We start from the raw sequence: 14,079 nt of genomic DNA, 5'->3' as shown, positions 1-14,079 counted from the left end.
ATGAGTCAGTGGAGCTAGCTCTGTTAAGCTAGCCCATAAAATTGAGTGTTACGCGTTAGGCATAAGGGCTGGCGTAGTCGCCAAGTTCAATAAGAATGCTCTTAGTCTGCGTATAGTGGAGTAGAGTCTCTGGTCCGTTTTCACGGCCAACCCCTGAAAGTTTGTAGCCACCAACAGGCATTTCTGCAGGTGAGTCACCCCATGTATTAACCCAACAAATGCCCGCCTGCATTTGATGAATAACACGGTGAGCGCGAGAAAGGTTTTGCGTGAATACTCCAGCAGCAAGGCCGTATTGAGTATCGTTAGCACGGCGAATCACATCGTCTTCATCAGTGAACTTCAACACCGACATAACAGGGCCGAAAATTTCTTGCTGAACGTGAGGCATGTCGTCATGGCAATCTGTGAATACCGTAGGAATAACAAAGTTGCCGTTTGCTAAGCCGTTGTCCGTCACTTGGTAACCGCCAGTCAGCAATGTAGCGCCAGACTGTTTAGCCAGCTCAATCGCTTCAAGGACTTTTGAAAGATGTTCTTTAGAAATCAACGCACCGATCTGAGTCTCCATATCCATCGGGTTACCAATGATGAGCTTTTCAGTGCGTGTTTTAAGTTGGTCGATAAAATCGTTGTAGATATTTTCATGAACGTAAACGCGAGTACCGTTAGTGCACACTTCGCCTTGAGTGTAAAAGTTAGCGACCATTGAAGCTGACACCGCATCGTCCAATTTAGCGTCATCAAAGATGATCATGGGTGATTTACCACCGAGCTCCATCGTTACAGACTTGAGTGTTTTTGCACTGTCTGACATTACCGCTTTGCCCGTACCGGTTTCACCCGTGAACGAGACTTTAGCGATGTCTGGGTGAGCCGTTAGCATTTGACCCACTCGGTAGTCACCTTGAACTACGTTGAATACACCATCAGGAAGGCCAGCTTCTGTGAAGATCTCAGCAAGTTTCAGTGCCGTTAGCGGCGTTTCTTCTGAAGGCTTGAAAATCATCGCGTTACCCGCAGCGAGTGCTGGAGCCGATTTCCACATTGCGATTTGGATAGGGTAGTTCCACGCGCCAATGCCCGCACAAATACCTAGCGGTTCACGGCGTGTGTAGAAAAATTGGGTGTCACTAAGAGGTTGTTGATCGCCTTGCAGCGTAGGTGCTAGCCCTGCGAAATACTCAATAACATCAGCGCCAGAAGCCACATCGACTTCGATCGCTTCTTGTAACGGCTTGCCCGTATCGACAACCTCAAGGTTCGCAAGGTCATTATTTCGAGCTCTAAGTATCTCTACCGCCTTTAAAAGAATGCGGCTGCGTTCTACGGCTGTCATTGCTGACCATACCGCAAATCCGCGCTTCGCCGATTCAATCGCATTTTCAACGTCAGCTGAAGAAGCTTGGCCAAGCGTTGCGATAGGTTCGCCGTTTGCAGGGTTAATGCTGACGAAAGTTTCGCCTGAGGTAGCGTCAACCGCTTTACCATCGATGTATAACGAGTTCATTTCCATTTGATCTTCTGACTTAATTATTGTTGTTAGACTCTATCGGTCTATGTATTTGCGAATGCATATCGTTGTTGAGAGCGAGCCTTTTGAGCTCACTCACTAGAATTTTTGATGAATCATTAATCGCGCTGACACGAGTAAAACGTAAGCTGCTTGTCTAAGTAGTCATTGATGATTGCACGAGCTTTATCGGCGTTAATGCCTTCAGGGTTGAGCGTCCCTCTCAGCCAGATCCCATCAATTAATGATGCAATGCCGTGTGCGATCAATTCTGCTTGATCAGGTTGAAAAATCGATTTTAATTCAATAAGTAAGTGTGAAATCAAACGCTTTTCATTTACGCGTTGAAGGCGTTTGAGTTGAGCGTCATGCATCGAATAAGACCAGAATGCGAGCCATGTTTTCGACACTTTATTTTCCGCTTGATAGCCTTCGAAATTACCGTTGATGATAGCGTTGATCCTTTGCTGGTGAGCATCAGCAGGGAGCGCTTTTAATTCTGTTGTTACGGTATTCGAAAGTTGACGCAGTATTTCTCGCATAGTCTCTTCAAGCAGGCCATGTTTCCCACCAAAATAGTGATTAATGATCCCTGTCGACACACCCGCCTCTTTGCTGATCAAAGCAATACTCGCAGCATGTAAACCCACTCGATCAATCACGGTCATCGTAGCTTGGACGAGCTGTGGTTTACGTATATCAGGCATCCCTACCTTGGGCATTTCTTAGTCCTTTTATTTTTCATTGAACGTTCAATTAATTATAAAATGCCAGAAAAGTAGTTAGGGTTCAAATGATTATTTAAAACAAACTCGTAACAATACAGCATTCAAAGCACGATAAATCATTTAAAAACAATCGGTTAAATATCATTTAGGGCACTAATGAAATCAATTAAAGATTTGAGGTATGATAGTTATTGGTCAAATGTTTTTGCTCAATAAGCACAAAATTCAACCACACCTACTCCCGAGAAATTTGGGGGGAGTGATGTACAACTGGCTTTTAGGGTAGGAATTGAAGACTAAACAACAAGAATGAGAACAGATAAGAGAAGTAGAATAAAAAGAACTAGAGCACCCTCATTTATTCGGATGCACTAGCTCTAAGCGGACCATCAATAGGCAATGATTGACTGACTCAAAACATCTAAAACGCTAGGTGGTAACTGTTGCTCGCTTGGTCCAGTTTAATTGCCCAACTCTGCTCTTGTACTTTGCTGCTCATCGGTACCCAACGGGCATAGATTTGTTCCCAATTACCATTGACCTCCAACTCCACGACATCGGTATGAGTTGGGTAAACCGTGGTAATTCTGGAAGTGGGTTCTGCCACCACATCGCCATTACTCATGACGAATGCTGATTCAGAGTACAAGTGCAAGGCACCGGGCGTCACACCAGTGTAGTCCATCGACAAACTGATTTTCTCACCGATATCAAACGAGAAGCCCACGGGAGCCACGATATCCGAGGTGTTGATTGCCGCAGCCGCAACAGGTTGAGAGGGCGTTGCGGGTGATTGAACCGGCGTTGGGGTAACAGCTGGCATCTGCGCTGGTGATGCACTTGAGTTGCCACCACCGCCTCCTCCACCGCCACAGGCGCTAACCAACAACGAGAGAGATGTCATAGCGATTAATTTGTTCGTATTGTTCATGGTTCTCTCCTATTCATCGGTCGCTGAAATAACTTTATTGGTGGTTGATGCCTTGTACCATTCTCTGTCTGTTTCGCCGTTACTGGTTACCCAAGTTGGAAATGATGTGTAAGCTTCACTAATATCAACCAACTCCACTGGGTGGTCCCACTCATCACGAATATTAATCACCCAAGGCATGTTGTTGCTGGTTTTGAAGGACTCAGAACCTGAAGAGCTATCATCGTGGCTGTTGAACAAGGTGTTGTTCATGTCACTGGTACCAGAAAATGCTTTAAGGTGTGTTTGCCAAGTCATGCCCGGTGGCGTTCCAACAAAGTCACCGTGATAAATTCCGTCAGCGGCAAAAATGAATGAATCATAAGGCGGATAACCGATGTCATCACGAGACACAGGAGTCGTAAACTCCACATACAACTGATAATTGAGAACATCAGCATTTTGCTGATCAGAACACGCACTTTGGGTTCGATAGAAAACGCAACTTTCTGAAAGTTCTCCTAGGTTATCGAGGTCGGCCCTTAGATCCTCAGATACCATCAGAATCGTCTCACTGTCCCCTTCCTTGAGAATGGTATGAGCAACCGCCACACCATTTCGAGTCAGGGTTGTAGATGCCACATTGGCAGGCAAGACGTTCGGTAGCTTAACGGCATAGCCATTAGAGTAGCCTGCTCCCATGGCTTGGAGTGTATAGTCTATCGTCAGGTTTTCTAGCGCTCGTTGTCCGTTGAGTTGTTCTGTCACTTTGTAACGCCATACCACATCATTAAAGTCGTAATCCCCTTTTAAGGGCCAGTTATCTTCAAATGCGATCGTTGCATAGCTGTTCGAACTTGGATAAACCGACGTTACTGTCACATCATCATTATTCTCTTGAACAAGCACTTCGTATTTAGAATCTGTCGTACCATCTTCATTAACCCCATCAACGGCGGTAAATGGCGTCACTTCGACCGTGAAAATCAGATCATTAAAGTCGTTGTCCCCAGTTGGTCGATAGATATCCTCGAAGCCCAGTACCAAGAATTCATTTTCTGTATCAAGGAAAGCGACATTGTGTCTTCTATTTTCAATGGTCGCTTCTGGGTTGATCGCAGGATAGCTGTAAAAAGGCGTTCCCCAACCTCCAAGCCACGGAATGTTGTTATAAGAACCCTCCCAACCCCAGCCATTAGAAATGATGAAAAAGGCTAATGTTTGACCCGCCGTAAGTTGGACACTTAGGTCAATGGAGTCACCTTCTTGCATTTCCCCTACGTCAGCAACGGACGTATTTGGAAACACCACTATGTGTGCGTTGATATCGTCTTTAGTTGCTGGAGGGTTGTTGGTATCAAAAACGAAGTAACCAAGAGTGTTGCGATAACCAGCCCCTTCGTTGAGAAATGTGATTTTGGCGGTTGCGTATTCTGCGCCATTGAGTTCATCGTCAATATCAATACTCGAATAACGCTCCGGTGCAATAAAGGCACTGTTCACGGTAGTGCCTTCTGGCAACATCGAATAGACGTTAGTTAAAACATCTTGAGGAAGTGACTCCGCGATCGAATAAGTATTATTGGGTTTACCTTTTGCCGAATAGTTGGACGCATCCGCTCCAGACTCAAACGTTAAGTCCGCAGTGGTCAACGCCAACGCAACACATGGCATCAAGCAACTAGGCAGTATGACTGAATTCCAATTTCTCATTATGTTCCCTCTTCACTAGCCTTAAACGTGTAAAGAGATATGGAGCAAAGATGATGCCGGAAATTAATTTATTATTTAACAGTACGTTAGAGTTTAATCTTCCGTTTTTCTCATTTTGAGAATGAAGTTGATTTGAAAAAGGCCGCAGATTTATTCGCGACCTTTATTTGAGTGGGGGATGTGACTAGAAAGCAACGAGTACCCAATTATTGAGTAATAATCGGCATAGATTGCCAGGTTCTTTTATGCAGCATCTCGCAGCCAGACTCTGTGATGACGATGTTTTCTTCGTGTACCATCATACGGTTTTTCGCAAACGCCATGCCCGGCTCAAGGGTGAGCACCATACCGGGTTTTAATATCACGTCACCATTTGGCACATGTGATGGCCACTCGGTTAACTGCATGCCTAAGCCGTGACCCATGCGACCCACATCGTTGCCGAGAGCACCGTTCTTTTCGAGCACCGACCACATGGCTTGCCACACGTCTCCGGTTGTTCGTCCCGGCTCTGCAATAGCGAGCCCGGCTTCTGTCGATTGATAAACGGCGTCATAAGCCGCTATCGTATCTGTCTGCGCATGCCCAAACGCATAATTGCGGTCAAAGTCGCTGAAGTAGCCATCAAAGTTAGCCCCCGTGTCGATGATCAGTACATCTCCTTCAGAGAGCACACGATCCGTTGGCCCCATGATGATATTGTCATAGCCACCTTGGCCAGATGCCGAAATCAAGTAAGGACAAGCATCGGCACCCAAACGCAGCATCTCCAAATGCATGGCTTTACACGCCTGTCGTTCTGTCATCCCTATCGCGAGATGATGACGAAGATACTCAAAGCCCGCCGCCGTGACTTGGCAAGCAAAGCGTACTTTATCGATCTCCGCTTGAGACTTAACACTGCGAAGATCGCGAACCATCAGTGACACATCAACCACACTGTGTTGGCTCAGCTTCTGCTGTAACAACGTATAGTTAGTGGCTGGCATACGCAGATGTGTTTCAGGACCAATCATCGAACCGATTCTGCGAGAACCCTTGGAGACTTCAGATAAAGTAGAAGCTAACAAAGAGATACCGTCATCTTCTGGTCTTGGTGACGGCCAACTGCGCACATCTTCAATCCATGTATCGTCAAAACCAGCCACACCGATCTCTGGTACAACAGCGATCGACTTACCAACCGCTGGCACCACCAAAAACCAAGGTCGAGTTGGGCTTTCCCAGAACTGCGATTTGAAGCCACTAAAATAGCGGAATTCAGGCTCGGTAGTGAAAAACGCAGCATCGATGTTTTGCGCGCGAAGCCGTTGCTGCAACTCGACAGTACGTTGCTCTAGTTCTGCTGATTCAAACCCTCTCTGCGGAGGTGTTAATGGCAATATACTCATATCTCTATCCTTGATTGAATAAGGGTAACTCGACGGATTAATTGAATAAAATGTCTCTTGGTAACAGAGCGATACTTGGGAAGAAAATCAGCAACGCAGACATCAATATCAAGATAAGGAAAAACGGCAGTGTTCCGCGGATAACTTCCATATAAGGACGCTCGAAAATCGCTATCGCGGTAAAGATGTCACAACCAAATGGCGGCGTGGCCGACCCAATCGCCATTTGTAGCGTCACCATCACGCCGACCAAGATTGGGTCAATGCTCGCTGCATCCACAATCGGCATGAAAATCGGCGTCAAGATAAGCAGAACCACCAATGAATCCACAAACATACAACCGACAAAGAAAGTCAGTGCGATAACAAACAGTATGAATTCAGGCGAAGCGTCTTCTAGATTGAGGGGAGCCAACAACTCTTGAGGGATTTGTTCAAACGAGATGTACCAAGAGAACGCCTGACCAACACCCACCAGCACAAAAACAACCGCCGTAATCAATCCGGTATTTAACGCCGCATCACAGATGTCTTTTACGCCAAGTTTGCGATAAAAAATGCACTCAACGATGATCGCATACAACACTGCAAATGAAGCCGCTTCGGTTGGCGTGACAATGCCCGAATAGATACCACCGATAATCAAAGCAGGAAAACCAAGAGGAAGAATCGCTTTCTTGATCGCTTCAATGCGTTCTGCGGTGTTGGCTTTTTCAACCAAAGTGATGGTGTCGCTGTGTTTTACGCTATAGGCATAGCTGTATAACGAGAACAGGCTCGCGAGCACTAAACCTGGGCCAATACCGGCAATGAATAATTCACCCACACTGGCGTTAGCTAAGGTGCCGTAAAGAATCAAACCGATACTCGGTGGGATAAGAAACGCAATGTCACTGGCATTGATGATCAGCGCCATCACAAAGCTGTCTTTGTAGCCTGCTTGCAGCAACTTCGGACGCATGATTTGGCCAACCGACACCACGGTCGCTTGGGTCGAACCGGAAACAGAACCAAACAAGGTACAACTGATACACGTCGTAATCGGCAAGCCACCACGCAGATGTCCAACAAACGCTTGAATCAGGCCAAGTAGGTTATAGGCTGTGTGGCCGCGCGTCATGATATCAGCCGCCAAGATAAACATGGGAACCGCAATCAATGCGTTGGGTGAGATGCCCGTGACCATCTGCTGAATAAGCACTCCCGGCTCAACCTGAGAGAAATGAATCAAGCCAATTAGAGCCCCAACCGCTAGCGGCACAATCATTGGGAAGCTCAAAAACAGCAGAATCACCATCACAGAAACAAGAGTAAATGTGATGACATAGATATCTAATTCACCGGCAATAATGTCTGAGAAAAACTGTGCTACATCGCTCATTCGAACTCACCTACTTTTGTGTTTCTATTTTCAATCACGTCAAATGACACGTAGATCTCTTTGTGCAGTAAGTTCATCAAGAAACTCATGCTGTATTGCAACCCGGCAATGAAAAAACCAATCGGAATGATCGCGTACACCCAATAAACTGGGAACTGTAAGGCTGGACTTAATCGATTGATATCTTTCAGCTCTTTGACGTAGAAGAACGCATGGTAGGTGAGGTAAAACATCAACATGGCGGTGAGTAGCGCAATGATGGTTGTGAGAACTTTTTGAGCTTTAGTACTCAATGAATCGTAGACCGCGGTCATGCGAATATTTCGACCTTGGCGCACCGCATAAGCGAAGCCAATAAAGGTGACTGAGACGATCAGAAACTGATTGAGTTCTTCTGAGAAAAACAGGCTTTTGTTAAAGGCATAGCGACCAATCGCATTGGCCGTGGAATTGATCATCATCGCGAGAATGGCGGTCATGATTAAAAAGCGTTCTAGCTTTTCTGTCGCGACGCTTATTTTATGTAGCAGTTCTTTCATAACAGGCAGTGCTCCATACTTCGTTCAGTGACAGGGGTCCATTGCCACAATTTGGAGAAGGTGTGGATAAGCTATCCGCTGCCAATAAACAACGGATAGTATTCATCCTAACAACGCTTTCTATTGCGTCGCTGAAGCAGCCTTCACTTCATCTAGGATTTCTTCAAGAATGGTTTTCGCACCCTCACGCGCTTCACTTTGCTTACCAGAAGGATAAGCATTTGCTACCACGTCATAGTAAGTCGTGTGCAGCTTTTGACTGAGGACCTTGAAGCGTTCACGCTCTTCCTCGGTTAACACAACCACTTGCATGTTTGGACGCTCTTTCAAGATCTTGTCCATGTTCTCTTTGTTGATGCGGATTTGGTAGTCATACGCCGCTTGGTCTGCCGCGGTGATCGCTTTGTCGACCATCGCTTGCTTCTCTTCTGACAGGCCGTTGTACCACTTGCTGTTGGTCGAAACGGTGCTCACATAAGGTTGCTGACCTGGGAACATTAGGTAATCTTGAACCTCATGCCACTTCGCGTTGTAGATGAAGTAGATAGGGTTAACCATGCTATCGATGGTCTTAAGTTGCAGTGAACCGTACACTTCACCCCAAGAAAGAGGGGTAGGTGTTGCACCAAACGCTTTGTAGGTTTCAACAGGGATGGTTGAGGTGAAAGTACGGATTTTCTGGTTAGCAAAATCTTCAGGTGTACGGATTGGTTTGTTGCCACCCCATACCATTTCGCCTTCAGACATCATCGACAACAGCTTGAGGTTTACGCTCTCAAACTTAGGTGCCAGCTTATTGTAGATGGTTGGGCTTTCCGTTAAGACCTTATGCGTGATCGCTTCATTGGTACCCAGTACATACGGCAAGCTCACCGCTTGTACTTCAGGAACATAAGACCCTAAGTGACCCGCGCCAACAGACACAAATTGAATCGTGCCTTTAGCAGCCAGTTCTACTATGTCGTTTTCTGTACCCAGTTGACCGTAGTAATAGATGCGAACACGGATGTCGCCATCAGATTCCTTCTTAATCACTTCCGCAAATTTTTGCGCATAGATGTCTTGAACGTCTGTTTTGTCCTCTTCTGAAGCAAACTTCCATGTTTCGGCATGAACGCCAAAAACCATGCTCAAACTTAGCAGTGCTACGCCTAATCGTTTCATCCTGTCTTTCCTTTTTATTATCCTAATTACACGCTGATGACCTTGGTCACTTCACGCGCTTCAGTTTTGGCTGTGTCGACAATAAACTCCGTTTAAAGTCAGCCATCTTGCAGCGCCAAATACGTCACTGCTGAATCTGTTTCTGTACTGATTGCTTCTCATTGAGTAGCTTCTAATTAAGTGTTTCTAAATTGATCGCGCTAAACGGTCGTTCACCAACTGAATCCAGTAACTCGCACCGAGCTTTAAGATGCCGTCGTTAAAGTCATATTCAGGGTTATGCAATGCGCAGCCGCCGACCGATTCCGTGCCATTACCCAGCAGCACATAACAGCCAGGTTTAACGCGTAACATGCTTGAGAAATCTTCCGAAATTGTCAGTGGGTCGCAGGCGTCATTAACGTTCTCGACACCAAGCACCTTCTGCGCGGCAGCTACCGAGTATTGGGTTTGTTGCTCGCTGTTGATGGTTGGGTAGAAGGTATTGATAAACTCGAAGTCGTAAGTTGCGCCTGCTGCCTGACAAATGCCCGCCACGATTCGCTCCATGCTTTGCTTGATTCGATCAAGAGAAGATTCAGTAAAGCAGCGGCAGTCACCCTTGATAACCACTTGAGTAGGAATGACGTTAACCGTGCCATCAGTAATAAATTCGGTCGCAGAGACTACAGCGGTGTCGTGAATCGCACTGAGATTACGAGACACGATGGTTTGCAGACCAAGAATGACTTGCGAACCAACAACGAGAGGATCGACCCCTTGATGCGGTAGAGCAGCATGTCCACCCACACCATTGATGGTGATCTCAAAGCTACTCTCACTGGCCATTAATGATCCGGGGCGAACCATCAATTCACCTTCCGCTAAGCCGGGAAAGTTATGCACGCCATACACTTCATCAATCGAGAATCGTTCAAACAAGCCATCATCAATCATCGCTTGCGCGCCACATCCGTGCTCTTCATCGGGTTGAAAAATGAAATACACAGTGCCATCGAAGGTTGGGTTCCCTGATAATAGGTTTTGGGCTAGATAGCTTGCCGCGCCGAGCAGCATTGCAGAGTGTCCATCGTGACCACAAGCGTGCATCTTTCCGTCGTGTTGTGAACAGTGTGCGAAGCTGTTTTGCTCATGAATATGCAGAGCATCCATATCAGCTCTAAGACCGATGCTCGCTTCACTTGATCCAGAACGAAGTATCCCTACTAACCCCGTTTTACCGATGTTACGCACCACTTCGATGCCAAAGCTCTCAAGCTTACTGGCGATGAAATCAGAGGTGAGATTGACGTCAAAGCCACACTCAGGAAAGCGGTGTAAGTGTTGACGCCATTCCGTCATGCTTTGAATAAGCTGCGAAGACAGTTGGTCTGGTTTGATCGAGAAAGTAGACGGCATAGTAGTGATCCCAAAGTGTAATTCTTTGTCTTATTAAATATGGAGTTAGCTTGGCTGCTGAATGTAAACGCAAAGCGAGCAGCCTCAGTCAAAGGTCGTTACAACGACTGCGACCTTCGGCAATTATCTGAGGATGGTTGGAGATGGTGCGCTAGCAGTGCACCAAAACCTTTAATGGGTATGGGGTAGTTCATCAACTGAAGCGAGTGCCAAGCCAACACCTGATTACTGCTAACAACAGGCTTATCTAATTGCGCTTCAATGGATTCAACCACCGATGCAGCACGCAATGCCGTGCAAGAGATAAACAGAAGATCAGCGTCAGGGTCGCAAACTTGCAGTGCGGCGTGTTTGATGTCCATTGGATCAATGAACGTCATCGCGGTGTCATCTTCAAAGCCAAAGCCAGCGATGCTCAGCACCTCAATGCCTTGCGACTCAAAAAATGCGGCCACGTCTTGATTCACGGCTTCGGTATAAGGCGTTAATACCGAGATACGCTTCGCTTTAAAGCTGTCGAAAGCCGCTAAGGCAGCGGTCACCGGATTCGTTACCGCAGCGTTTGGGCGAGACTGATGAATGAGCTGGGTAATTCGCTCGCTGCCAATCGCTATGGTGCCGGAGGTACAAGCGTAAATCACCACATCCAATTCGGTGCCCGGTAAGATGGTATCGGCACAAGCAGCGATTCCCGGCTCCATTCTACGTAGGTTCTCTATCGTCAACGGGTTGTAGTTTCTCAGGCGGCTGGTGAACGATTGCACATCGTTTGGATACAGCGCGTTTAAATCACGCTCAATATTGAAATCTGTCGCCAACGCAATCACACCGACGCGTCCTGCTGGTGCCAATTGTTCTAATTCAAACTGTAAAGTAGCGGTTGCAGATTTCATACTTTCCAACTCCTTGAGCGAGAGTTAACACCGCCAAACGATGTTAACAACATGTTTCATATAAATTTAAAACTCTGTTGATTTGATCTTTACATTTCGTTCACAAGATTAATAATGCACCGATAACTTTAAGGATTATCATTAAATGATGACCTTGCTGTGCAGAAATTCCGCATTTTTTCTGCGTTATAGTGGTTTTTTGCTCTCATTCATCGAGGGCTAATTGTTAAGGCTAAATACCTTTAACTCGATCACACACTGGTTCAAAAGAAACAATTAATTTACAAACAGATATTGGGAAGTATGGGTATGACACAGCAACCGGCATTGGTGGTCGACAGTTTCGACAAGAAGATCCTCAACATCGTACAAGACTCAAACAGAGCTACTTCAGACAAGATTGCAGAAAAGGTAGGGCTCTCCCCTGCTGCTGTTCAGCGCCGTTTAAAACGTATGAGAGCGCAAGGTGTCATTCAAGCTGATGTTTCCGTGATCAACCCAAAAGCAGTCGGCCACGGAATGACGTTTATCGTTCAGGTAACACTAGAGCGTGAGCGTGTGGATTTGATGCACAATTTCAAAAAAGAGATGAGTTCAAACCGCTCAGTACAGCAGTGCTATTACGTGACTGGCAGTTCAGATTTCATCATGATTGTCACAGCAGCAGACATGGAGGGATACGACAATTTTACTCGTGAAGCCTTCTTCGATAATGCCAATATCAAGAGCTTTCAAACCAATGTGGTGATGGATAACGTTAAGGTAGGGCTGACAATTCCAATTGATGATCAGCGCGATTAGCAAACAAGGCGTGTCGTGAATGAAGTCAAAAATGAGAGGAAAAAAAGACGGTATGAAGAAACCTTACATACCGCCAACCTTGGGGCTTACTTTATTATTTGTTGTTCGCGATTAGCGATTAACTGCTAGCTATGTACTTTTCGCTATTAGATTTTGTTGTCGATGATTTGTTGGTAGAGATCGGGGTCGGTTGCCCCTTCAGTACCAATCACTAGCACTCGGCTGTCTTGAGTTAAATTCAATTTTTCAGCGAAGTTTGGGTCTTGCTTAGCGATGATCGCTGCAGCAAAACCTGGGACTGCAGATTCTCCTCCTTCTATCGACACTTCCGTTTGTTCGCCACTTGCCAACATACGCATCGATTGCGGAATAGCCTCTTCGCTCAGCGTCATAAAGTCATCCGCACCATTTTGTAGAATCGTCCATGCCAAGCTTGAAACCTCACCACAAGCAAGGCCTGCCATCAGCGTCTCTAAGTCGCCCGTAACCACGACAGGTTTACCCGCTTGAGCACTCTTCTGTAAGCAGTTAGCCTGCTCAGGTTCGACGATTACAAAGCGGGGACGCTCGGCGCCCCACAGATCCCAAAAGTAACCACAGACGGCAGATGCCAAACCACCTACTCCACCCTGTACGAAAACATGGGTTGGGATTTCACCGTCCAGTTGCTCGACAATTTCAGCCAGCATCACGGTGTAGCCCAGAGCAACGTCTTTCGGGATTTCCATGTAACCTTCGTAAGAAGTATCCGATACAATCACGCGATTTTTCGCTCGCGCTTCTGTATCAGCCAAACGAACCGATTCATCGTAGTTACCTGTAATACGAACCACTTCTGCACCAAATGCTTCCATCGCTTGCTTACGGCCTTCCGACACATCGCGATGAATGTAGATAACACAACCACAGCCAAACATTTGTGCGCCCCATGCGACCGAGCGGCCATGGTTTCCGTCTGTCGCACAGCTGACAACGATCTCAGCAACTTCTGATGTCCACTCCCCGTTGAGCAACTCACTGATGGTCGGGTTCTTCCCGTAGCGATTGGCGATCTCAATCTGAAGCTGACGAGCAACGGCATAAGCGCCGCCCAGTGCTTTAAAACTTTTTAGGCCAAAACGCTGCGATTCATCTTTGTACCAAAACTTGTTTACACCGATCTCAGCAGATATAGCATTCAGCTCATGCAAAGGAGTAACAGAGTAGCCTGGCCATTGAGAAATATCTTTAATCGCCTGTTGTGAGTTCGCGACACTTAAAATGTCACGCTGCTCACTCGAGTATTCCAATTCAGGGCGTGCTTGAGGGTTAGCGTAGTGTGTCAGAGTGCCTGCCAGTAACTGCATAAATGATCGTCCTTATTAGTCATTCACATGCTCCTTACATCGTTAGATTATAGAAACCTATCGGCCAGTAAGGCTGCGGATAATAAATTCTATCGACAAAAAAGTGCCGTGATTACACATTCTTATCACTCGATCTGCGGGAATTAATTGTTACACCACGGTTAAATGCAGTATTTGTTCATCTTATGACATTGTGTCAAGCATTCGTTGTTAGAACAGGTAAAAACCTTTGCTCAACCACTGCAAAGGTAAAACTAAAAACATCAGACACAAAAAAAGGCTGGTAATGACAGAGTCAAGAC

At 46.3% G+C, this 14,079-nt stretch carries 12 protein-coding genes; 1 reads left to right on the top strand and 11 read right to left on the bottom strand.

Annotated features, from left to right (window positions below):
* Positions 1-55: 55 nt before the first annotated feature.
* The 10 genes from betB to QUF19_RS20665 form a co-directional block, all read right to left on the bottom strand.
* Positions 56-1,516, bottom strand: coding sequence for a betaine-aldehyde dehydrogenase (gene betB, locus QUF19_RS20710; protein ID WP_065105897.1), 1,461 nt, complete (start codon positions 1,514-1,516; stop codon positions 56-58).
* A gap of 116 nt (positions 1,517-1,632) precedes the next feature.
* Positions 1,633-2,235, bottom strand: a complete 603-nt coding sequence (gene betI, locus QUF19_RS20705) for a transcriptional regulator BetI (protein WP_012600068.1) — start codon at positions 2,233-2,235, stop codon at positions 1,633-1,635.
* Positions 2,236-2,662: 427 nt separating this feature from the next.
* Positions 2,663-3,172, bottom strand: a complete 510-nt coding sequence (locus QUF19_RS20700; RefSeq protein WP_286302913.1) for a hypothetical protein — start codon at positions 3,170-3,172, stop codon at positions 2,663-2,665.
* Positions 3,173-3,181: 9 nt separating this feature from the next.
* Entirely contained in the window at positions 3,182-4,864 is a 1,683-nt protein-coding gene (locus QUF19_RS20695; protein ID WP_434784930.1) for an LruC domain-containing protein, read from the bottom strand.
* A gap of 206 nt (positions 4,865-5,070) precedes the next feature.
* Positions 5,071-6,255 (bottom strand): M24 family metallopeptidase, encoded by a 1,185-nt coding sequence (locus QUF19_RS20690; protein WP_286302911.1) that lies wholly within the window; start codon positions 6,253-6,255, stop codon positions 5,071-5,073.
* Between the two features lie 37 nt (positions 6,256-6,292).
* On the bottom strand, positions 6,293-7,636 hold the full coding sequence (locus QUF19_RS20685) for a TRAP transporter large permease (RefSeq protein ID WP_286302909.1): 1,344 nt from the start codon (positions 7,634-7,636) through the stop codon (positions 6,293-6,295).
* Complete coding sequence (locus tag QUF19_RS20680) at positions 7,633-8,175, bottom strand: TRAP transporter small permease (RefSeq protein ID WP_017111213.1); 543 nt, start codon at positions 8,173-8,175, stop codon at positions 7,633-7,635. The genes QUF19_RS20685 and QUF19_RS20680 overlap by 4 nt, the downstream gene beginning before the upstream one ends.
* 120 nt (positions 8,176-8,295) lie before the next feature.
* The gene (locus QUF19_RS20675) at positions 8,296-9,339 is read right to left on the bottom strand and encodes a TRAP transporter substrate-binding protein (RefSeq protein ID WP_286302903.1); all 1,044 of its coding nucleotides are present in this window, start codon (positions 9,337-9,339) and stop codon (positions 8,296-8,298) included.
* Between the two features lie 186 nt (positions 9,340-9,525).
* Positions 9,526-10,737 carry a M20 aminoacylase family protein gene (locus QUF19_RS20670; protein WP_286302901.1) on the bottom strand — a complete coding sequence of 404 codons (1,212 nt, stop codon included), beginning with the start codon at positions 10,735-10,737 and terminating at the stop codon, positions 9,526-9,528.
* A gap of 98 nt (positions 10,738-10,835) precedes the next feature.
* A complete protein-coding gene (locus QUF19_RS20665) occupies positions 10,836-11,630 on the bottom strand; it encodes a maleate cis-trans isomerase family protein (RefSeq protein ID WP_286302900.1) in 795 nt (264 codons plus the stop codon).
* 309 nt (positions 11,631-11,939) lie between these two features.
* Here QUF19_RS20665 and QUF19_RS20660 point away from each other — a divergent pair, with 309 nt between their 5' ends.
* Positions 11,940-12,431, top strand: a complete 492-nt coding sequence (locus QUF19_RS20660; protein WP_065206767.1) for an Lrp/AsnC family transcriptional regulator — start codon at positions 11,940-11,942, stop codon at positions 12,429-12,431.
* A gap of 146 nt (positions 12,432-12,577) precedes the next feature.
* On the opposite strand, the gene QUF19_RS20655 is transcribed toward QUF19_RS20660, so the two are convergent.
* Entirely contained in the window at positions 12,578-13,777 is a 1,200-nt protein-coding gene (locus QUF19_RS20655) for a diaminopropionate ammonia-lyase (RefSeq protein ID WP_286302894.1), read from the bottom strand.
* Positions 13,778-14,079: the final 302 nt, after the last annotated feature.

Origin of the sequence: Vibrio sp. FE10 (assembly GCF_030297155.1) — a bacterium.
Classification (GTDB): Bacteria; Pseudomonadota; Gammaproteobacteria; order Enterobacterales; family Vibrionaceae; genus Vibrio; species Vibrio apostichopi.
The sequence above is the reverse complement of the archived record's forward strand: the minus strand, read 5'-3'. Positions and strand labels throughout refer to the sequence as shown.